Annotated in this window: 13 protein-coding genes; 12 read left to right on the top strand and 1 reads right to left on the bottom strand. The window is 68.5% G+C overall.

Translation table 11 applies throughout. The annotated features are described in order from the left end of the window. The first annotated feature begins 23 nt into the window (after nucleotides 1-23). The 7 genes from rplK to GBN72_RS12700 all read left to right on the top strand — a co-directional run bounded on the left by rplK (nucleotide 24) and on the right by GBN72_RS12700 (nucleotide 12,659). Nucleotides 24-458, top strand: coding sequence for a 50S ribosomal protein L11 (gene rplK / locus GBN72_RS12735; protein WP_108954835.1), 435 nt, complete (start codon nucleotides 24-26; stop codon nucleotides 456-458). Nucleotides 459-534: 76 nt separating this feature from the next. After that, nucleotides 535-1,260 (top strand): 50S ribosomal protein L1, encoded by a 726-nt coding sequence (gene rplA, locus GBN72_RS12730; protein WP_151771791.1) that lies wholly within the window; start codon nucleotides 535-537, stop codon nucleotides 1,258-1,260. A gap of 1,462 nt (nucleotides 1,261-2,722) precedes the next feature. Continuing rightward, nucleotides 2,723-3,253 carry a 50S ribosomal protein L10 gene (gene rplJ / locus GBN72_RS12725; RefSeq protein ID WP_108954832.1) on the top strand — a complete coding sequence of 177 codons (531 nt, stop codon included), beginning with the start codon at nucleotides 2,723-2,725 and terminating at the stop codon, nucleotides 3,251-3,253. Nucleotides 3,254-3,390: 137 nt separating this feature from the next. Continuing rightward, entirely contained in the window at nucleotides 3,391-3,777 is a 387-nt protein-coding gene (gene rplL, locus GBN72_RS12720; protein WP_151771790.1) for a 50S ribosomal protein L7/L12, read from the top strand. Nucleotides 3,778-4,439: 662 nt separating this feature from the next. Further along, complete coding sequence (gene rpoB / locus GBN72_RS12710; RefSeq protein WP_151771789.1) at nucleotides 4,440-7,925, top strand: DNA-directed RNA polymerase subunit beta; 3,486 nt, start codon at nucleotides 4,440-4,442, stop codon at nucleotides 7,923-7,925. A 103-nt stretch (nucleotides 7,926-8,028) separates the two neighbouring features. Further along, nucleotides 8,029-11,940: a DNA-directed RNA polymerase subunit beta' gene (locus tag GBN72_RS12705; protein WP_151771788.1), complete on the top strand. Its 3,912-nt coding sequence runs from the start codon at nucleotides 8,029-8,031 to the stop codon at nucleotides 11,938-11,940. Nucleotides 11,941-12,149: 209 nt separating this feature from the next. Next, nucleotides 12,150-12,659, top strand: a complete 510-nt coding sequence (locus GBN72_RS12700; protein ID WP_246212438.1) for a DUF1707 and DUF4190 domain-containing protein — start codon at nucleotides 12,150-12,152, stop codon at nucleotides 12,657-12,659. Between the two features lie 340 nt (nucleotides 12,660-12,999). Here GBN72_RS12700 and GBN72_RS12695 read toward each other — a convergent pair whose 3' ends face one another. Then, on the bottom strand, nucleotides 13,000-13,902 hold the full coding sequence (locus GBN72_RS12695) for an N-acetylmuramoyl-L-alanine amidase (protein WP_151771787.1): 903 nt from the start codon (nucleotides 13,900-13,902) through the stop codon (nucleotides 13,000-13,002). Nucleotides 13,903-14,470: 568 nt separating this feature from the next. Between GBN72_RS12695 and rpsL the strand changes: the two genes are divergently transcribed. The 5 genes from rpsL to GBN72_RS12670 all read left to right on the top strand — a co-directional run bounded on the left by rpsL (nucleotide 14,471) and on the right by GBN72_RS12670 (nucleotide 22,369). After that, nucleotides 14,471-14,842, top strand: a complete 372-nt coding sequence (rpsL, locus tag GBN72_RS12690) for a 30S ribosomal protein S12 (RefSeq protein WP_003948652.1) — start codon at nucleotides 14,471-14,473, stop codon at nucleotides 14,840-14,842. 2 nt (nucleotides 14,843-14,844) lie between these two features. Continuing rightward, the gene (rpsG, locus tag GBN72_RS12685) at nucleotides 14,845-15,315 is read left to right on the top strand and encodes a 30S ribosomal protein S7 (RefSeq protein WP_003974303.1); all 471 of its coding nucleotides are present in this window, start codon (nucleotides 14,845-14,847) and stop codon (nucleotides 15,313-15,315) included. A 39-nt stretch (nucleotides 15,316-15,354) separates the two neighbouring features. After that, entirely contained in the window at nucleotides 15,355-17,481 is a 2,127-nt protein-coding gene (fusA, locus tag GBN72_RS12680; RefSeq protein ID WP_151771786.1) for an elongation factor G, read from the top strand. Between the two features lie 164 nt (nucleotides 17,482-17,645). Continuing rightward, entirely contained in the window at nucleotides 17,646-18,839 is a 1,194-nt protein-coding gene (gene tuf, locus GBN72_RS12675; protein WP_151771785.1) for an elongation factor Tu, read from the top strand. A 377-nt stretch (nucleotides 18,840-19,216) separates the two neighbouring features. Next, nucleotides 19,217-22,369, top strand: a complete 3,153-nt coding sequence (locus GBN72_RS12670; RefSeq protein ID WP_151771784.1) for a glycosyl hydrolase 115 family protein — start codon at nucleotides 19,217-19,219, stop codon at nucleotides 22,367-22,369. Nucleotides 22,370-22,499: the final 130 nt, after the last annotated feature.

Here is a 22,499-nt window from a genome sequence, read left to right as displayed (position 1 = left end):
ACTAAGACCCGGAGAGAGAGCACATGCCTCCCAAGAAGAAGAAGGTCACGGGGCTCATCAAGCTCCAGATCAACGCCGGCGCGGCCAACCCGGCTCCGCCGGTCGGCCCCGCGCTGGGCCAGCACGGCGTCAACATCATGGAGTTCTGCAAGGCCTACAACGCCGCGACCGAGTCGCAGCGTGGCTGGGTCATCCCGGTGGAGATCACGGTCTACGAGGACCGTTCCTTCACCTTCGTGACCAAGACTCCGCCGGCCGCGAAGATGATCCTCAAGGCCGCGGGTGTGGAGAAGGGCTCCGGCGAGCCTCACAAGACCAAGGTCGCGAAGATCACCGACGCGCAGGTCCGTGAGATCGCCACGACCAAGATGCCCGACCTCAACGCCAACGACATCGACGCCGCCGCGAAGATCATCGCCGGCACCGCCCGTTCCATGGGCATCACCGTCGAAGGCTGATCCACCCCCGTAGTCATTGACGTGGAAGGGCCTGCTCGGCCCGGACCACGACTCCTCTCAGTACTCAGGAGCAGAAGTGAGCAAGCGCAGCAAGTCTCTCCGCGCTGCGGACGCCAAGATCGACCGGGAGAAGCTCTACGCCCCGCTCGAGGCCGTCCGTCTCGCCAAGGAGACCTCCACGACCAAGTTCGACGGCACCGTCGAGGTCGCCTTCCGTCTGGGTGTCGACCCGCGCAAGGCCGACCAGATGGTCCGTGGCACCGTGAACCTCCCGCACGGCACCGGTAAGACCGCCCGGGTCCTGGTCTTCGCGACCGGCGACCGTGCCGAGGCCGCGCGTGCCGCGGGCGCCGACATCGTCGGCGCCGACGAGCTCATCGACGAGGTCTCCAAGGGCCGCCTGGACTTCGACGCCGTCGTCGCCACCCCGGACCTCATGGGCAAGGTCGGCCGCCTCGGCCGCGTGCTCGGTCCGCGTGGTCTGATGCCGAACCCGAAGACCGGCACCGTCACCATGGACACCGCCAAGGCCGTCACCGAGATCAAGGGCGGCAAGATCGAGTTCCGGGTCGACAAGCACTCGAACCTGCACTTCATCATCGGCAAGACGTCCTTCGACGACACCAAGCTGGTGGAGAACTACGGCGCGGCGCTGGAGGAGATCCTGCGTCTGAAGCCGTCCGCCGCGAAGGGTCGCTACATCAAGAAGGCCGCGATCTCCACGACGATGGGTCCCGGCATTCCGCTGGACTCCAACCGCACGCGGAACCTGCTCGTCGAGGAGGACCCGGCTGCGGTCTGAGCCTGACGCTCACCGCCCGTCGGTTTCTCCGGTGGCCCCGCCTCCCTCTCCGGGAGGCGGGGCCACCGCCGTTTCCCCCGCCCTCCGCGCCGCCCGGGCGTGGCCGTCCGTGCGCCTCGGCGTGGTCCCGCCTGCGGCGGGCGGCTGCGGTACCCAGGGGGCGACGGTTCTGTGCGCTCGAGCGAGCCGGAGGTCAGGGAAGGCTTGGCCCGCCCCTCCGCGGCACCCCCTCCGCCCCCTTGCGGGCACAGCCCTGATCCTCCGCGGCGCCCCTTCCGCTCCCTTCCGGGCGCATCCCTGATCTTCTGCGGTGCCCCTCCGCACCCTTGCGGGCGCAGCCCTGATCCTCCGCGGCCGGCATCCCCTGCCACCCACCCCCTGCGTCCGCGTCCGCGCCTGCCTCCCGCGCGCGTGTGCCCGCCCCTCCGTATGCGGGGCCTCGACCGTCTCTGCGCGCGTTCCTGCCCCCGTGTGAGGGCCCCGGCCGTCGTCCCTGCGTGCGCGTGCCGCGCAGTCCCGTCCGTGCGGGCGCGTGCCCGACCGCCCTGCGCGAGCAGCCTCCGGCCACCCTGTGTGCGCAGCGTCCCACCGTTCCGCGGGCGCCTGCCCGCCGCCCCGCGTGCGCGTGGCCTCGCCGTTCCGCGGGCGCGTAGTCCGACCCCCCTGCGGGCGGCTGGGCCGCCCAGGGGGCGGCACGGGCGGGCGCAGGCATCAGCCTCCGCGGCGAGCGGTCCCAACCACCATGCGCAAGCGGGCGGCACCTTACGAGCGTGACCTCACTGCGGCGCGCCAAGCCGGGCCCAGGCGGACAGCACTGTTCATCCCCCGACCCGCCCCCTTCCCAGGGGCTCAACCTCCGCGGAGCGAGCCGTCGCGTGCGCACGTGAGGCCTGCGTCCACCCGCAGACGGAGGGAAGGTGGGGTCTGCGTGCCGCGTGGCGTCGTGAGTGCCCGCAAGGGGAGGCTGGGGCTGCGTGCCGCGTGGGGGCGTGAGCCTGCGGGCGGGAAGGGTGGGGCACGCGCGCCGCATGGCTGCACGATGGCTCGCGGATGAGTAGGGCTGAGTAAGCGCGCCGCACGGCGGCACGATGGTGTGCGGGTGGAGAAGCGCGGGCTGCGTGGTGCGTGGTGGGGACGGCCGATGCGGGGTGTCAGGAGGCGGAAAGGGGGCGGTGCCCCCGGGCGCGGGGGTGGATTTGCTCCGGAGCGGGGCACTCGCGTACGCTTCCGAGGAAGCCAAAGACCGCTGGTCGTTGCCGTGCGCTCGCATGAGGGTGCGGTGGCCGAAGGATCCGCTGAAGTGCGGACGACCCGCGTAGGTGACTGTGGATGAGTTCCCGGAGCGGCACACGCCGCGACGGTCGAGCTGAGCCCCGTGCGCCTACGCATGGGGCGTTTCGTTTTTCCCAGTCCTCCTTCGGGTCCGCGCGGTCCGAATCACCCGGAAGGAGGCCGAGGCTCTATGGCGAGGCCCGACAAGGCTGCCGCGGTTGCCGAGCTCGTGGACGCGTTCCGCAGCTCCAACGCCGCCGTGCTGACCGAGTACCGCGGTCTCACCGTGGCTCAGCTCAAGCAGCTGCGCCGTTCGCTCGGTGAGAACGCCCAGTACGCCGTGGTGAAGAACACGCTGACCAAGATTGCGGCCAACGAGGCCGGGATCTCCTCGCTCGACGACCTGTTCAACGGTCCGACGGCGGTCGCCTTCGTCACCGGTGACCCGGTGGAGTCGGCGAAGGGTCTCCGTGACTTCGCCAAGGAGAACCCGAATCTCGTCATCAAGGGCGGTGTCCTTGACGGCAAGGCGCTGTCCGCCGACGAGATCAAGAAGCTTGCGGACCTCGAGTCCCGCGAGGTTCTGCTGTCCAAGCTGGCCGGTGCGTTCAAGGGCAAGCAGTCCCAGGCTGCTTCGCTCTTCCAGGCGCTCCCGTCGAAGCTCGTCCGCACCGTGGACGCGCTTCGTGCCAAGCAGGACGAGCAGGGCGGTGCCGAGTAATTCGGCTCGCTTTCTGATCCTCGCCGCCTAGAAGCGCGAGCCTCGCGGCGGCGGAGATCAACAGCGGGCCCAACGTACGCCCGCCTCACCCAGTACATCCCGGCACCACCTGCCGATTGAGTGGAAGGACCGCCATCATGGCGAAGCTCAGCCAGGAAGACCTGCTTGCCCAGTTCGAGGAGATGACCCTCATCGAGCTCTCCGAGTTCGTGAAGGCCTTCGAGGAGAAGTTCGACGTCACCGCCGCCGCCGCCGCGCCGGTCGTCGTCGCCGGTGGTGCCGCTGGTGGCGCCGCCGAGGCCGTCGAGGAGAAGGACGAGTTCGACGTCATCCTCACCGGTGCCGGCGAGAAGAAGATCCAGGTCATCAAGGTCGTGCGCGAGCTGACCTCCCTCGGCCTGAAGGAGGCCAAGGACCTGGTGGACGGCACCCCGAAGCCCGTCCTCGAGAAGGTCAACAAGGAGGCCGCGGAGAAGGCCGCCGAGTCCCTCAAGGGCGCCGGCGCCTCCGTCGAGGTCAAGTGACCTCACGGGTCCGCAGGGATCCCGCCTCGGTCGTGACAGCCGCCGCGTAAGCGGGCTGTAACGCTGACGCACTGAAGAGCGATCACCCAAGTGGGTGGTCGCTCTTCGGCGTTTCACGAGCCCTCCGGCGGGCTCCTTGCGGTGTCGGCGGCTCGGGGTATGGTGATCTTCGCCGTGCCTGGGGGAGACCCGCAAGCAGTGCTTTCCGGAGGCCGTGGCAGCGCGCCGCAAGGAGAGAGCCGGACGGCGGGGAGCCCTTGACGAACCGCACGCGGCGCGCGATTCTCAGTTCGCGCCGCGACACGATCCGTATCCGAGGCATGGATCGGCGGCGAAGAGGGCAGTATCACCGTGCGTTGACGGCAGGGGGTATCGCTCCCGTCGAAAGCGTCGTCGAGACGGTGTCGAGACAAGGTGAGAACAGCGAGGGACAACGGCGGTCGTGGGGTTCGCGCATACCCGCACTGGACATCAGTGGGCCATGTGGCTACACTGACCCTTTGCGCTGCCTGTTAGCTGCCCCCTGCCCGTCACCAGGGGTCTGCCCTCGCTCGAGCCTGGAAGGCCGGACCGTTCCGACCTGGGACGTTGTCCTCTCTTCCTCCCTTCTGCGGGGGGCCGGTACGCGCGTAGTGAGTCCGAGCCCTCGGAAGGACCCCCTCTTGGCCGCCTCGCGCACTGCCTCGACCGCGAATACGAACAACGGTGCCAGCACCGCCCCGCTGCGCATCTCCTTTGCAAAGATCAGGGAGCCCCTCGAGGTTCCGAACCTTCTGGCGCTGCAAACCGAGAGCTTCGACTGGCTGCTCGGCAACGACGCGTGGAAGGCTCGCGTCGAGGCGGCTCTGGAGTCAGGTCAGGACGTCCCCACCAAGTCCGGTCTGGAGGAGATCTTCGAGGAGATCTCCCCGATCGAGGACTTCTCCGGGTCGATGTCGCTGACCTTCCGCGACCACCGTTTCGAGCCCCCGAAGAACTCCATCGACGAGTGCAAGGAGCGCGACTTCACGTACGCGGCTCCGCTCTTCGTCACCGCCGAGTTCACCAACAACGAGACCGGCGAGATCAAGTCCCAGACGGTCTTCATGGGCGACTTCCCGCTCATGACCAACAAGGGCACCTTCGTGATCAACGGCACCGAGCGTGTCGTGGTCTCCCAGCTGGTCCGTTCCCCCGGTGTCTACTTCGACTCGTCGATCGACAAGACGTCCGACAAGGACATCTTCTCCGCCAAGATCATCCCCTCCCGGGGTGCCTGGCTGGAGATGGAGATCGACAAGCGCGACATGGTCGGTGTCCGCATCGACCGCAAGCGCAAGCAGTCGGTCACCGTGCTCCTCAAGGCGCTCGGTTACACCACCGAGCAGATCCTCGAGGAGTTCGGCGAGTACGAGTCGATCCGCGCCACCCTGGAGAAGGACCACACCCAGGGCCAGGACGACGCGCTGCTGGACATCTACCGCAAGCTGCGTCCGGGCGAGCCGCCGACCCGTGAGGCCGCGCAGACGCTGCTCGAGAACCTCTACTTCAACCCCAAGCGCTACGACCTCGCCAAGGTCGGCCGCTACAAGGTCAACAAGAAGCTGGGTGCCGACGCCCCGCTGGACGCCGGGATCCTGACCGTCGAGGACATCATCTCGACGATCAAGTACCTGGTGAAGCTGCACGCCGGCGAGACCGAGACGGTCGGCGACTCGGGTGCCTCGATCGTCGTCGAGACCGACGACATCGACCACTTCGGCAACCGCCGCCTGCGCAACGTCGGCGAGCTGATCCAGAACCAGGTCCGTACGGGTCTCGCCCGTATGGAGCGCGTCGTGCGCGAGCGCATGACCACCCAGGACGTCGAGGCGATCACGCCGCAGACCCTGATCAACATCCGGCCGGTCGTCGCCTCCATCAAGGAGTTCTTCGGCACCAGCCAGCTGTCGCAGTTCATGGACCAGAACAACCCGCTGTCGGGTCTCACCCACAAGCGCCGTCTGTCGGCGCTGGGTCCGGGTGGTCTCTCCCGTGAGCGGGCCGGCTTCGAGGTCCGTGACGTGCACCCGTCGCACTACGGCCGCATGTGCCCGATCGAGACGCCCGAAGGCCCGAACATCGGCCTGATCGGCTCGCTCGCCTCCTACGGCCGGGTCAACGCGTTCGGTTTCGTCGAGACCCCGTACCGCAAGGTCGTCGAGGGCCAGGTCACCGACGACGTCGACTACCTGACCGCCGACGAGGAGGACCGCTTCGTCATCGCGCAGGCCAACGCGCCGCTGACCGACGAGCTCCGGTTCGCCGAGGCCCGCGTGCTGGTCCGCCGCAAGGGCGGCGAGGTCGACTACGTCGGCGGCGAGGACGTCGACTACATGGACGTCTCCCCGCGCCAGATGGTGTCGGTCGCGACCGCCATGATCCCGTTCCTCGAGCACGACGACGCCAACCGTGCCCTCATGGGCGCGAACATGATGCGTCAGGCCGTGCCGCTCATCAAGAGCGAGGCCCCGCTGGTCGGCACCGGCATGGAGTACCGCTCCGCCGTCGATGCCGGCGACGTGGTCAAGGCCGAGAAGGACGGTGTGGTCCAGGAGGTCTCCGCGGACTACATCACCACGGCCAACGACGACGGCACGTACATCACGTACCGCCTGGCCAAGTTCTCCCGCTCCAACCAGGGCACCTCGGTCAACCAGAAGGTCATCGTCAACGAGGGCGACCGGATCATCACCGGTCAGGTCCTCGCCGACGGCCCGGCCACCGAGAACGGCGAGATGGCCCTCGGCAAGAACCTGCTCGTGGCGTTCATGCCGTGGGAGGGTCACAACTACGAGGACGCGATCATCCTGTCGCAGCGCCTCGTGCAGGACGACGTCCTCTCCTCGATCCACATCGAGGAGCACGAGGTCGACGCCCGTGACACCAAGCTCGGCCCCGAGGAGATCACCCGGGACATCCCGAACGTCTCCGAGGAGGTCCTGGCCGACCTCGACGAGCGCGGCATCATCCGCATCGGCGCCGAGGTCATCGCCGGCGACATCCTGGTCGGCAAGGTCACGCCCAAGGGTGAGACCGAGCTGACCCCGGAGGAGCGCCTGCTGCGCGCGATCTTCGGTGAGAAGGCCCGTGAGGTCCGTGACACCTCGCTGAAGGTGCCGCACGGCGAGACCGGCAAGGTCATCGGCGTCCGCGTCTTCGACCGCGAGGAGGGCGACGAACTGCCGCCGGGCGTGAACCAGCTGGTCCGCGTCTACGTCGCCCAGAAGCGCAAGATCACCGACGGTGACAAGCTCGCCGGCCGTCACGGCAACAAGGGCGTCATCTCGAAGATCCTGCCGATCGAGGACATGCCGTTCCTGGAGGACGGCACCCCGGTCGACATCATCCTCAACCCGCTGGGTGTGCCGTCCCGAATGAACCCGGGACAGGTGCTGGAGATCCACCTCGGCTGGCTCGCCAGCCGCGGCTGGGACGTCTCCGGACTGGCCGACGAGTGGGCCCGTCGCCTCCAGGTGATCGGCGCCGACGCGGTCGAGCCCGGCACCAACGTCGCCACCCCGGTCTTCGACGGTGCGCGTGAGGACGAGCTGGCGGGCCTGCTGCAGCACACCATCCCGAACCGCGACGGCAACCGCATGGTGCTTCCGTCCGGCAAGGCGAGGCTGTTCGACGGCCGCTCCGGCGAGCCGTTCCCGGACCCGATCTCGGTCGGGTACATGTACATCCTCAAGCTGCACCACCTGGTCGACGACAAGCTGCACGCCCGCTCGACCGGCCCGTACTCGATGATCACCCAGCAGCCGCTGGGTGGTAAGGCCCAGTTCGGTGGCCAGCGCTTCGGCGAGATGGAGGTGTGGGCCCTCGAGGCCTACGGCGCCGCGTACGCCCTCCAGGAACTGCTGACCATCAAGTCCGACGACGTGACCGGCCGCGTGAAGGTCTACGAGGCCATCGTCAAGGGCGAGAACATCCCTGAGCCCGGCATCCCCGAGTCCTTCAAGGTGCTCATCAAGGAGATGCAGTCCCTGTGCCTCAACGTGGAGGTGCTGTCCAGCGACGGCATGTCCATCGAGATGCGTGACACCGACGAGGACGTCTTCCGCGCTGCGGAGGAGCTCGGCATCGACCTGTCCAGGCGCGAGCCGAGCAGCGTCGAAGAGGTCTGACGGGAGTCAGGCGGGGGGCCTGCCTCACAGGCCGGCCCCCTGCCGATCCCGCGACCCCCGTTTCAGACCACAGACTTACAACCCTGAGAGGGATTGACGCATAGTGCTCGACGTCAACTTCTTCGACGAGCTCCGGATCGGCCTGGCCACCGCGGACGACATCCGTCAGTGGAGCCACGGCGAGGTCAAGAAGCCCGAGACGATCAACTACCGCACGCTCAAGCCGGAAAAGGACGGGCTCTTCTGCGAGAAGATCTTCGGTCCCACCCGGGACTGGGAGTGCTACTGCGGCAAGTACAAGCGTGTCCGCTTCAAGGGCATCATCTGTGAGCGCTGCGGCGTCGAGGTGACCCGCGCCAAGGTGCGCCGTGAGCGGATGGGCCACATCGAGCTCGCCGCCCCCGTCACCCACATCTGGTACTTCAAGGGCGTTCCGTCGCGGCTGGGCTACCTGCTCGACCTCGCCCCGAAGGACCTCGAGAAGGTCATCTACTTCGCCGCGTACATGATCACGTACGTGGACGAGGAGCGTCGTCAGCGCGACCTGTCCTCGCTGGAGGCCCACGTCTCCGTCGAGCGCCAGCAGATCGAGAACCGCCGTGACGCGGACCTCGAGGCCCGCGCCAAGAAGCTCGAGAACGACCTCGCCGAGCTCGAGGCCGAGGGCGCCAAGGCCGACGTGCGCCGCAAGGTGCGCGACGGCGCCGAGCGCGAGATGAAGCAGCTCCGCGACCGCGCCCAGCGCGAGATCGACCGCCTCGACGAGGTGTGGAACCGCTTCAAGAACCTCAAGGTCCAGGACCTCGAGGGCGACGAGATGCTCTACCGCGAGCTGCGTGACCGCTTCGGCACGTACTTCGACGGCTCGATGGGTGCCGCCGCGCTGCAGAAGCGGCTGGAGTCCTTCGACCTCGAGGAGGAGGCCGAGAGGCTCCGCGAGATCATCCGCACCGGCAAGGGCCAGAAGAAGACCCGTGCGCTCAAGCGCCTGAAGGTCGTCTCCGCGTTCCTGCAGACCAGCAACAGCCCCAAGGGCATGGTGCTCGACTGCGTGCCGGTCATCCCGCCGGACCTGCGTCCGATGGTGCAGCTGGACGGTGGCCGCTTCGCGACCTCCGACCTGAACGACCTGTACCGCCGCGTCATCAACCGCAACAACCGCCTGAAGCGGCTTCTCGACCTCGGTGCTCCCGAGATCATCGTGAACAACGAGAAGCGCATGCTCCAGGAGGCCGTGGACGCGCTGTTCGACAACGGCCGTCGTGGCCGGCCGGTCACCGGCCCGGGCAACCGTCCGCTGAAGTCCCTGAGCGACATGCTCAAGGGCAAGCAGGGCCGCTTCCGCCAGAACCTGCTCGGCAAGCGCGTGGACTACTCCGCGCGTTCCGTGATCGTCGTCGGTCCGCAGCTCAAGCTGCACCAGTGCGGTCTGCCGAAGGCGATGGCGCTGGAGCTCTTCAAGCCGTTCGTGATGAAGCGCCTGGTCGACCTGAACCACGCGCAGAACATCAAGAGCGCCAAGCGCATGGTCGAGCGCGGCCGCACGGTCGTGTACGACGTGCTCGAAGAGGTCATCGCGGAGCACCCGGTCCTGCTGAACCGTGCGCCCACCCTGCACCGCCTGGGCATCCAGGCCTTCGAGCCGCAGCTGGTCGAGGGCAAGGCCATCCAGATCCACCCGCTCGTCTGCACCGCGTTCAACGCGGACTTCGACGGTGACCAGATGGCCGTCCACCTGCCGCTCTCCGCGGAGGCGCAGGCCGAGGCGCGCATCCTGATGCTCTCCTCGAACAACATCCTCAAGCCGGCCGACGGCCGTCCGGTGACGATGCCGACCCAGGACATGGTCCTCGGTCTGTTCTTCCTCACCACCGACGCCGAGGGCCGCAACCCCAAGGGCGAGGGCCGCTCGTTCGCGTCCGTCGCCGAGGCGATCATGGCCTTCGACGCCGGTGAGCTCTCGCTCCAGGCCGAGGTGGACATCCGCTTCCCGGTCGGCACCATGCCGCCGCGCGGCTGGACCCCGCCGGCCGCCGAGGAGGGCGAGTCCGACACCGCGGGCGAGTGGCAGCAGGGCGACCCGTTCCGCCTGCACACCACGCTGGGCCGCGCGCTCTTCAACGAGCTGCTGCCCGAGGACTACCCGTTCGTCGACGAAGAGGTGGGCAAGAAGCAGCTCTCCGAGATCGTCAACGACCTCGCCGAGCGCTACCCCAAGGTGATCGTGGCGGCGACGCTCGACAACCTGAAGTCGTCCGGCTTCTTCTGGGCGACCCGTTCCGGTGTCACCGTGGCCATTTCCGACGTCGTCGTCCCGGACGCGAAGAAGGAGATCGTCGCTTCGTACGAGGCCAAGGACGAGAAGGTCCAGAAGCAGTACGAGCGCGGCCTGATCACCAAGGAAGAGCGCACCAACGAGCTGATCGGTATCTGGACCGAGGCGACCAACAAGGTCGCCGAGGCCATGGCGGAGAACTTCCCCAAGGTCAACCCGGTCTCGATGATGGTGAACTCGGGCGCCCGAGGCAACATGATGCAGATGCGTCAGATCGCCGGTATGCGTGGTCTGGTGTCGAACGCCAAGAACGAGACGATCCCGCGTCCCATCAAGGCGTCCTTCCGTGAGGGCCTGTCCGTGCTGGAGTACTTCATCTCCACGCACGGTGCCCGTAAGGGTCTGGCGGACACCGCCCTGCGTACCGCCGACTCGGGTTACCTCACCCGTCGTCTGGTCGACGTCTCGCAGGACGTGATCATCCGCGAGGAGGACTGCGGCACCGAGCGCGGCCTCAAGCTGAAGATCGCCGAGCGCGACGCGGCTGGCGTCTTCGCCAAGGTCGGCAACGTGGAGACCTCGGTCTACGCACGCTGCCTCGCCGAGGACATCGTCGTCGACGGCAAGGTGCTCGCCCCGGCGGGCGTCGACCTCGGCGACGTGCTCATCGACCAGCTGGTCAAGGCCGGCGTGGAGGAGGTCAAGACCCGCTCGGTCCTGACCTGTGAGTCCGCCGTCGGCACCTGCGCCATGTGCTACGGCCGCTCGCTGGCCACCGGCAAGCTGGTCGACATCGGTGAGGCGGTCGGCATCATCGCCGCCCAGTCCATCGGTGAGCCCGGCACCCAGCTGACGATGCGTACCTTCCACACCGGTGGTGTGGCCGGTGACGACATCACCCAGGGTCTGCCGCGTGTCGTCGAGCTCTTCGAGGCCCGTACCCCGAAGGGTGTCGCCCCGATCTCCGAGGCCGCCGGCCGCGTGCGGATCGAGGAGACCGAGAAGACGAAGAAGATCGTCGTCACCCCGGACGACGGCAGCGACGAGATGCCTTACCCCATCTCCAAGCGCGCCAAGGTCCTGGTGGGCGAGGGCGACCACGTCCAGGTCGGCCAGCAGCTGACCATGGGTGCCACCAACCCGCACGACGTGCTGCGCATCCTCGGCCAGCGTGCCGTCCAGGTCCACCTGGTCGGCGAGGTCCAGAAGGTCTACAACTCGCAGGGCGTGTCGATCCACGACAAGCACATCGAGATCATCATCCGGCAGATGCTGCGCCGCGTGACGATCATCGAGTCCGGCGACGCGGAGCTGCTGCCGGGCGAGCTCGTGGAGCGCTCGAAGTTCGAGACCGAGAACCGTCGTGTGGTCCAGGAAGGCGGCCACCCGGCCTCCGGCCGTCCGCAGCTGATGGGTATCACCAAGGCCTCGCTGGCGACTGAGTCGTGGCTGTCGGCGGCGTCCTTCCAGGAGACGACCAGGGTCCTGACGGACGCGGCGATCAACGCCAAGTCCGACTCCCTGATCGGCCTCAAGGAGAACGTCATCATCGGTAAGCTCATCCCGGCCGGTACGGGTCTGTCCCGCTACCGCAACATCCGGGTCGAGCCGACCGAGGAGGCCAAGGCCGCCATGTACTCGGCGGTGGGCTACGACGACATGGACTACTCGCCGTTCGGCGCCGGCTCCGGCCAGGCGGTGCCGCTGGAGGACTACGACTACGGTCCGTACAACCAGTGAGCTGACCGGTAGGTCCGCGTGACCGAAGGGCGGTCACCCCCTGTGGGGGGTGGCCGCCCTTCGGCGTGTCCCCGGGGCGGCCCGAGGGCGGCCGGGAACGGCCGGGGGCGGCCCCGGGGCTGGGCCGAACGGGGGAAAGCTGAACCGGCGGGAACCGGTCCGAAGGCGGCGGGCGTTCTCACCACCAGGAGAGAGGGGTGGTGTCGCACATGCACATGCAACCCTGGTCGCCGTACGGGGGTGGCAGCCCGATGCTGGCGTCGACGGCCGACCGCGAGCGCGCGGTCGACATACTCCGGGCCGGGTTCGCCGAGGGGCGCCTGGCCAAGGCCGAGTTCGAGGAGCGGGTCACCCGCGCGTACTCCGCCCGCACCCAGGGGGATCTCTCCGCCCTGGTCGCCGACCTTCCGCACGGTCCCATACCCACGCTGCCGGCGCCGCCCGCCTACGCGCCGGCGCCGGTGTACCCGCCGCGGTCGTACGCCGCGGCCACCAACGGCAAGGCGGTCGCCGCGCTGGTGCTCGGCATCCTCACCATGGTCAGCGGCGGTGTCACCAGCGTCCCCGCGGTCGTCCTCGGGCACATGGCGCGCGGCGAGATACGGCGGACCGGGCAGGAGGGCGACGGCTGCGCGCTGGCCGGGCTGGTGCTCGGCTGGCTCTGGGTGGCGGGTTGGGGCCTCGTCTGGCTGTTCACGGTGCTCGATCGGCTGCGGTAGTGGGGCGGAGAGCGGCCCCGGGGGACGCCCCGCGGGGGCCGGCCGCGGGGAGGGCCGGGGGCCGGGCGCGGGTGGTGGCCGCGGGGAGGGCCGGGGGAGGTGGCTGTGGGGGGTGGCCACGACAGCGGGCCGGAGCCCGTGCGCTACTCCCGCACGGCGGGGCCGTGCGTCACTCCCGCGCGTTGCGGCCGTGCGTGACCCAGCGCGGTGCGGCCGTGGGTCACTTCCACGCACGGCGGGGCCGTGCGCTACTCCCGCACGGCGGGGCCGTGGGTCACTTCCACGCGCGTTGCGGCCGTGCGTGACCCCGCGCGGTGCGGTTGTGCGTGGCTTCCGCCGGCTACTGCTGCACGGTGAAGCCGTGTGCCGCGCCCAGACGGCGCAGTGTGGTCATGCCCGGGATGCCGTCCGCGTCCGCGCCCGAGTAGCCGCAGCGGCGCTGCCAGGAGGCGTAGGCGGTGACGGTCTGCGAGCCGTAGTGTCCGTCCGCGTACCGGGCGGCCAGCAGCCCCTCCGCCACCAGGGCCCGCTCCACCGTCTTCACGCCGGAGTAGGTGATGGGTGTACCCGACGCGGGCGGGTCGGCCTTGGCGGCCGCCACCAGCCGGGAGAGGTCCACCACGGGCTGCGGGGGCGGGGTCGGGGCGGCGGCGCCGAGACGGGAGGCGATGCGCTCCCGCATGGTGGCCATCGAGAAGCCGCGCGGGTCGATCTTGGTGTTGGTCCACTCCTTGTGGGCGATCACCGAGCGCGCGCTCCAGCGGTGGGCGCGGCACAGCGCCGCGGACGCCGCCTCGATCGCCTCCAGCTGCGCTGCCGGCCAGGGGTCCTTCCCGTCGCCCAGGTTGACGCACTCGAAGCCGTAGAAGCGGGCGTTGCCGTCGGTGTTGTTCTCGTTGGGCGCCGGCAGCCCCGCGGACTCGGCGACCACCGCGCGCAGTACGTCGTCGTCGCCCAGCCCGGCGTGGTTGGCGCGCCCGTTGCCGACCAGGTGCACGGTGCCGTCCTTGGCGATGACGCCGTGGCAGAGCGGGCCCGGGAGGTCCGACCTGCCGTTGAAGCACAGGCGCACGGTGGCGTCGGTGCCGCTGGTCACCGTGTGGTGGATCATCACGCCGTTGACCGGTCCCCAGGCGCCTTTGCCATTGCGGTTGTTGGTGCGCCAGCCGGAGTGCTCGACCACCTTCACGCCCTCGTCGCGGAGAGCTCTGACGAGGGCGTCGGCGGTCAGGGGTGAAGCCATGGTGGTTTCCCTTCGCTCGTGTCCTGCGCGACTCATTCCCCTTGCCGTGCGTATCAACAGATGTACGGCGAGGCATTCGTGCGTTCCCCTCTTTACCCGCCGGGGTGGCGCGCGGGTCCGTACCCGGGCGTTCGCAAGGGGCGGCCGGGGTGCGCGGGGGGCCTGCGGGTCCGGTCGCGCGCCGGTGCGGGGAAGGTGCCGGACGGCGGTGCGGGGGCGCCGGGGAGGCGTTGGGACGGCTGCGCGGGGGTGGCGTGAGGGTGGCGGTGCCGGGGCGGTGAGCGGCCGCGGGGATGGCCGCGTGGGCGCCGAGGCCGGACCGGACGGGGCCCTGGGGCATTTGTTTTGACCACGGCGTATGCGGTAGGTACGCTCAGACCTTGTGCCTGGGGTGTGCCCTGGCCCCCTTGCGTGCCTTTCCACCGCAAGGGGAGTCCGCACCGGCCACCGTGATCTGCGCAGTTTTCGCCTTGCGGCGAAGGTCCGCGGGATTCGACACACCCGACCGCGTGGGTCGGTGACGTTCCAGGTTAGCTTCACCATTCGGCACACAGAAACCGGAGAAGTAGTGCCTACGATCCAGCAGCTGGTCCGGAAGGGCCGGCAGGACAAGGTCGAGAAGAACAAGACGCCCGCACTCGAGGGATCCCCTCAGCGCCGTGGCGTCTGCACGCGTGTGTTCACGACCACCCCGAAGAAGCCGAACTCGGCCCTGCGTAAGGTCGCGCGTGTGCGTCTGACCAGCGGTATCGAGGTCACTGCTTACATTCCGGGTGAGGGACACAACCTGCAGGAGCACTCCATCGTGCTCGTGCGCGGCGGCCGTGTGAAGGACCTGCCGGGTGTTCGCTACAAGATCATCCGCGGCTCCCTCGACACCCAGGGTGTCAAGAACCGCAAGCAGGCCCGCAGCCGCTACGGCGCCAAGAAGGAGAAGTAAGAATGCCTCGTAAGGGCCCCGCCCCGAAGCGCCCGGTCATCATCGACCCGGTCTACGGTTCTCCTCTGGTGACCTCCCTGATCAACAAGGTGCTGCTGAACGGCAAGCGCTCCACCGCCGAGCGCATCGTCTACGGCGCCATGGAGGGCCTTCGCGAGAAGACCGGCAACGACCCGGTCATCACGCTGAAGCGCGCTCTCGAGAACATCAAGCCGACCCTCGAGGTCAAGTCCCGCCGCGTCGGTGGCGCCACCTACCAGGTGCCGATCGAGGTCAAGCCCGGCCGCGCCAACACGCTGGCCCTGCGCTGGCTGGTGGGTTACTCCCGCGCCCGTCGCGAGAAGACGATGACCGAGCGTCTGCTCAACGAGCTTCTCGACGCCTCGAACGGCCTCGGTGCGGCCGTCAAGAAGCGCGAGGACACGCACAAGATGGCCGAGTCCAACAAGGCCTTCGCGCACTACCGCTGGTAGTCGCAGACCCCATCGAGACCGAGAGAAGACTGAAGCCTTATGGCTACCACTTCGCTTGACCTGGCCAAGGTCCGCAACATCGGGATCATGGCCCACATCGACGCGGGCAAGACGACCACCACCGAGCGGATCCTGTTCTACACCGGCGTCAGCTACAAGATCGGTGAGGTCCACGACGGCGCCGCGACCATGGACTGGATGGAGCAGGAGCAGGAGCGTGGCATCACGATCACCTCTGCTGCCACCACCTGTCACTGGTCGCTGGAAGACGTCGACCACACCATCAACATCATCGACACCCCGGGTCACGTCGACTTCACCGTCGAGGTGGAGCGCTCCCTGCGCGTGCTCGACGGTGCCGTGACGGTGTTCGACGGCGTCGCCGGCGTGGAGCCCCAGTCCGAGACGGTGTGGCGTCAGGCCGACCGTTACGGCGTTCCGCGTATCTGCTTCGTGAACAAGCTGGACCGTACCGGCGCGGACTTCTTCCGCTGCGTTGACATGATCGTCAACCGCCTGGGCGCCCAGCCGATCGTGATGCAGCTCCCGATCGGTGCCGAGGCCGACTTCGTCGGCGTCGTGGACCTGGTCCGCATGAAGGCCCTGGTCTACTCCGCCGAGGCGTCCAAGGGCGAGATGTACGACGTCGTCGACATCCCGGCCGACCTGCAGGAGCAGGCCGAGGAGTACCGCGCCAAGCTGGTCGAGGACGTCGCGGAGAACGACGAAGAGCTGATGGAGATGTACCTCGAGGGCACCGAGCCCACCGAGGAGCAGCTCTACGCGGCGATCCGTCGTATCACCATCGCGTCCGGCAAGGGCGGCGGCACCACCGTCACCCCCGTGTTCTGCGGCACCGCGTTCAAGAACAAGGGCGTTCAGCCCCTGCTCGACGCCGTCGTGCGCTACCTGCCGTCGCCGGTCGACATCGAGGCGATCGAGGGCACGGACCCGAAGGACTCCGAGACCGTCGTCAAGCGCAAGCCGTCCGACGACGAGCCGCTCGCGGCCCTCGCCTTCAAGATCATGAGCGACCCGCACCTGGGCAAGCTCACCTTCGTCCGGGTGTACTCGGGCCGCCTGGAGTCCGGCTCTTCGGTGCTGAACTCCGTCAAGGGCAAGAAGGAGCGCATCGGCAAGATCTACCGCATGCACGCGAACAAGCGTGAGGAGATCGACTCGGTGGGCGCCGGCGACATCATCGCCGTCATGGGTCTGAAGCAGACCACGACCGGTGAGACGCTGTCGGACGACAAGGCCCCGGTCATCCTGGAGTCCATGGACTTCCCGGCGCCGGTCATCCAGGTCGCCATCGAGCCCAAGTCCAAGGGTGACCAGGAGAAGCTGGGTGTCGCCATCCAGCGTCTCGCGGAGGAGGACCCCTCCTTCCAGGTTCACTCGGACGAGGAGACCGGCCAGACCATCATCGGTGGTATGGGCGAGCTGCACCTCGAGGTGCTGGTCGACCGTATGCGCCGTGAGTTCCGGGTCGAGGCCAACGTCGGCAAGCCGCAGGTCGCGTACCGTGAGACGATCCGCAAGGCCGTCGAGCGCGTGGACTACACCCACAAGAAGCAGACCGGTGGTACCGGTCAGTTCGCCAAGGTGCAGATCGCGATCGAGCCCATCGAGGGCGGCGAGGCGTCGTACGAGTTCGTGAACAAGGTCACCGGTGGCCGCATCCCGAAGGAGTACATCCCTTCGGTGGACGCCGGTGCGCAGGAGGCCATGCAGTTCGGCATCCTGGCCGGTTACGAGATGACCGGCGTGCGCGTCACGCTGCTCGACGGTGGCTACCACGAGGTGGACTCCTCCGAGCTCGCCTTCAAGATCGCCGGTTCGCAGGCGTTCAAGGAGGCCGCGCGCAAGGCCAGCCCCGTGCTGCTCGAGCCGATGATGGCCGTCGAGGTCACCACGCCCGAGGACTACATGGGCGAGGTCATCGGCGACATCAACTCCCGTCGTGGCCAGATCCAGTCCATGGACGAGCGGGCCGGCGCCCGTGTCGTCAAGGGCCTGGTTCCGCTGTCGGAGATGTTCGGCTACGTCGGCGACCTCCGCAGCAAGACGTCGGGTCGCGCGAGCTACTCGATGCAGTTCGACTCCTACGCCGAGGTTCCGCGGAACGTCGCCGAGGAGATCATCGCGAAGGCCAAGGGCGAGTAACTCCACCGAGTTCCACGCTTTAGGCTTGACTCCGTGCCTCCAGGGGCATTCCGGCGCGAACCGAGAGGAACGCGGCGGGATGCCCCGAGGGGCCGGGCATTCCAGCAAAGATCACCTGGCGCCGATGAAGCAAGGCGTTCAGAACCACTCCCAGGAGGACCCCAGTGGCGAAGGCGAAGTTCGAGCGGACTAAGCCGCACGTCAACATCGGCACCATCGGTCACATCGACCACGGTAAGACGACCCTCACGGCCGCCATTACCAAGGTGCTGCACGACGCGTACCCGGACCTGAACGAGGCCACCGCGTTCGACAACATCGACAAGGCTCCTGAGGAGCGCCAGCGCGGTATCACCATCTCCATCGCGCACGTCGAGTACCAGACGGAGGAGCGTCACTACGCCCACGTCGACTGCCCCGGTCACGCGGACTACATCAAGAACATGATCACCGGTGCCGCCCAGATGGACGGCGCGATCCTGGTGGTCGCCGCGACCGACGGCCCGATGCCGCAGACCAAGGAGCACGTGCTCCTGGCCCGCCAGGTCGGCGTTCCGTACATCGTCGTCGCCCTGAACAAGGCCGACATGGTGGACGACGAGGAGATCCTGGAGCTCGTCGAGCTCGAGGTCCGTGAGCTCCTCACCGAGTACGAGTTCCCGGGCGACGACGTTCCGGTCGTCAAGGTCTCCGCTCTGAAGGCGCTCGAGGGCGACCAGAAGTGGGCCGACTCGGTTCTCGAGCTCATGAACGCCGTCGACACCGCGATCCCGCAGCCGGAGCGCGACGTCGACAAGCCGTTCCTCATGCCCATCGAGGACGTCTTCACGATCACCGGTCGCGGTACGGTCGTCACCGGCCGTATCGAGCGTGGTGTCCTGAAGGTCAACGAGACCGTCGACATCATCGGCATCAAGACCGAGAAGACCACCACCACGGTCACCGGCATCGAGATGTTCCGCAAGCTGCTCGACGAGGGCCAGGCCGGTGAGAACGTCGGTCTGCTCCTCCGTGGCATCAAGCGCGAGGACGTCGAGCGCGGCCAGGTCATCATCAAGCCGGGTTCGGTCACCCCGCACACCGAGTTCGAGGCCCAGGCCTACATCCTCGGCAAGGACGAGGGTGGTCGCCACACCCCGTTCTTCAACAACTACCGCCCGCAGTTCTACTTCCGTACGACGGACGTGACCGGCGTCGTGACCCTCCCCGAGGGCACCGAGATGGTCATGCCGGGTGACAACACCGAGATGAAGGTGGAGCTCATCCAGCCCATCGCCATGGAAGAGGGCCTGAAGTTCGCCATCCGTGAGGGTGGTCGTACCGTGGGCGCCGGCCAGGTCACCAAGATCGTCAAGTAAGTCCGCTTGCTTGAGGGTCACTCGCTGACCTGAGCTCTTGTGGCTCAAGGAAGGCCCGCACGACGTCTCGTCGTGCGGGCCTTTCGGCGATTTCCAGCCACCTCGCGCCGGCGCGGCGCAAGGGGTGAACAGGGCATATGGGCCCGCACGACTTTCGTGCGGGCCCTCCTCGATTTCGAAATCGGCCCCCCGTGGGGTGTCCGCCCCCGCGGCCCCGAGGCGCCCGGGGCGGGTGATTCCATAGGTGATTTCCGGATGTTCCCGGTGGTGTTCGCGTTTCGAAAGTTTTCGTTGGTGACGACCCATTGTCGTGCCCAGATTGCTGCTCCAGCATTTGTCAGGCCGGTTACCAAAATCAGCCGAGGAGTGGGTGAGCCATGCGCGGAAACGTCAGCCGTAGGTCCGTTCTTGGAACGGGGGCAGCGGCGGGCCTGGTGGCCCTTCCGATGGTCGGCGGGGTCGCCGGTACCGCGTACGCGGACCAGGGCGACGCGGGGCGCGGCGCGGCCGGAGGGGGGCCGCGCCGCACCGACGCCGGCGCCTACGTGGTGTTCCGCGCGGAGAAGGGCGCCTTCCCGCTGGTGCGCAACGGGCACGCCGCACCGGTGCTGGTCGACGAGAGAGACCACGCGGGCGTCGTCCGGGTGGCCGAGGACCTGCGGGCGGACGTCGAGCGGGTCACCGGCGTGAAGCCGGCCTCGCGGGCCGGCTCGGCCCGCGAGGTCGTCATCGTCGGCACCCTGGGCCGCAGCGAGCTGGTGGACCAGCTGGTGGAGTCCGGGAAGCTGGACGTGTCCGCGATCCGCGGCAAGTGGGAGACCTCCCAGCAGGCCGTCGTCGAGCGGCCGATGAAGGGCGTGGACCGCGCCCTGGTGATCGTCGGCAGCGACCAGCGCGGCGCGATCTTCGGCGCCTACGACGTCAGCCACGGCATCGGTGTCTCGCCCTGGTACTGGTGGGACGACGCCAAGCCCGTCCAGCGCCGCGAGATCTACGTCAAGGCCGGTTCCTGGACCCAGGGCACCCCGGTGGTGAAGTACCGCGGCGTCTTCATCAACGACGAGAACCCGAACCTCGGTACCTGGGCTCCGCAGTTCTTCGGTCCGGGCAAGGCGCCGGGCTTCGACGGCGGCTTCAACGCGGCCTTCTGGGAGAAGGTCTTCGAGGTCCTTCTCCGCCTGAAGGGCAACTACCTCTGGCCGGCCGTGTGGGGCCGGGCGTTCGCCGAGGACGACCCGGAGAACCACGCCCGCGCCACCGCCTACGGCGTCGTCATGGGCACCTCCCACGAGGCCCCGATGATGCGCGGCATCGAGGAGTGGAACCGCCACGCCAAGGCCGCCGTCCGTGACTCCGCGGGCAACATCACGACCCCGGGCAGCGACCCGTACGGCGGCACCGGCGAGTGGTCCTTCCGCCGCAACCGCGCCGCCATCGAGGCGTACTGGCGCGAGGGCATCGAGCGGATGCAGCGCGAGGACATCGAGGGCGTGGTCACCCTCGGCATGCGCGGCAACGGTGACGTCAGCCTGCCGGACGGCGACGGCATCGAGCTGATGGAAGACATCATCGCCACCCAGCGGAAGATCATCGCCGAGGTGTTCGGCTCCGAGACCGCGGTGCCGCAGGTGTGGACCCTGTACAAGGAGGTCCAGCGCTACTGGAGCCGCGGCCTGCGCGCCCCCGAGGACGTCACGGTCGTCCTCTGCGACGACAACTGGGGCAACCTCCGGATGCACCCGGACCCCAACGAGCCCGCCCGCTCCGGTGGTTACGGCATCTACTACCACTTCGACTACGTCGGTGCCGGCCGCAACTACAAGTGGGTGGACACCACCTCGCTGCCGAACATGTGGGACCAGCTCCACCAGGCCGTCGCCTACGGCAACCGCGGCCTGTGGATGACCAACGTCGGCGACCTCAAGGGCAACGAGGTCCCCACCCAGTTCTTCATGGACTACGCCTGGGACCCGCAGCGCTGGGAGCTGGAGAACATCCCGGAGTGGGAGCGCCGCTACGCGGAGCTGCACTTCGGCGAGGAGCACGCCGAGGCGATCGCCCAGATCCTCTCCCGGTACGCCCACCTGCAGCAGCTGCGCAAGCCGGAGCTGCTCAACCGCCGGATCACCCTGGACCCCACCAAGGACCTCTCCAAGGACGACAGCGCGATCGTCCAGGACGACCAGCAGACCCCGTTCCACTGGGGCGAGCTGGAGCGTGTCACCCATGCGTGGCGGGAGCTCGACCGGGACGCGGCCCGCGTCGCCCGGAAGCTGCCGGCCTCCGCCCAGGACGCCTGGTTCGAGCTGGTCGGCTACAACGTGGCGGCCACGGCCAACGTGTACTACCTGCGTGAGGCCGAGTTCACCAACATCCTCTACGCACGCCAGGGCCGCGCCCTCACCAACGAGCTCGCGGACAAGGCGGAGGCGGCCCTCCAGGAGGACTTCCGCCTGCAGGACGTCTTCAACAAGGAGATCGCTGACGGCAAGTGGAAGGACTTCCAGCTCCAGCCGCACATCGGCTACGGCGACGTCGAGCGGTACGGCCCCAACGCCCCGTGGCAGCAGCCCGAGCTGGACAACGTGGCCATCAAGGACGAGATCTTCCCGAAGGTCCGGCGCATCGAGGTGCCCGCCGCGGCGGAGATGGGCGTCGCGGTCTCCGGCTCCGAGGACTGGTGGCCGCAGGCCGAAGGCGCCGCGGTGCTGCCGGAGTTCAGCCCGTACCGCACCGGCGACGACGTGTACGTCGAGATCTTCAACCGCGGTGCGCGCTCCTTCGACTACCGGGTGACCTCGTCGGCGCCGTGGCTGCGGGTGGAGCGCACCCGGGGCACGGTCGGCAAGCAGGTCCGGCTCACGGTCTCGGTGGACTGGCACCGCGCGCCGTCCGGCCGCACCGAGGCGGAGCTGACGATCGAGGGCACCGGCCGAACCGTCACCGTCAAGGCGGTCGCCGACCGGGTGTCGCCGCGTGGTCTGAAGGGCTTCGTCGAGGCCGGCGGTTACGTCGCCGTCGACGCCCACCACTACTCCCGCGCGGTCGCCGCGAACGGCGTCGACTGGCTGCGGATCGACGGCATCGGCCGCAACGAGGCGGGCATGGAGCCGGTGCCCGTCACCGCCGCCGCGCAGACGCCGGGCGTGGGCTCGCCGTACCTGGAGTACGAGGTCACCCTGCTGACCCCGGGCGAGGTCACCGTCTGGGCCTACGTGTCGCCGCGCAACCCGGCGCTGAACCGTCCGGGCCTGAAGTACGCGGTCTCCTTCGACGACCAGGCCCCGCAGACCGTGGACATCATCGCGGCGACCGGGCCGGACGACGGCGGGATGAACAAGCGCTGGGCGCGGCACACCTCCGACAACGTCAACCGCACGTCGTCGGTGCACACGGTCGCCAAGGCCGGTGTCCACAAGCTGCGGTTCTGGGTGGTCGACCCGACCGTCGTCCTCCAGCGGCTGATCGTCGACACCGGCGGGCTCCCGGAGACCTACCTCGGCCCGGTGGAGAGCCACCGGGTCCGCTGAGACCAGGGGCGCCGGCCTGGGGAGGTCCGGCGCCCCTTCCTCCCCGATTCCCCATCCCCACCGCCGCCGCCCCCACGCGGGGCCGCGCGGCGACCGGCGGCCGCCGACGCCTCGCGCGGCGCCGCCACGC

The organism is Streptomyces abyssomicinicus (assembly GCF_008974245.1).
Taxonomy (GTDB): Bacteria; Actinomycetota; Actinomycetes; order Streptomycetales; family Streptomycetaceae; genus Streptomyces; species Streptomyces abyssomicinicus.
Note: the sequence above shows the minus strand (reverse complement) of the source record. Positions and strands in the feature narration are given on the sequence as shown.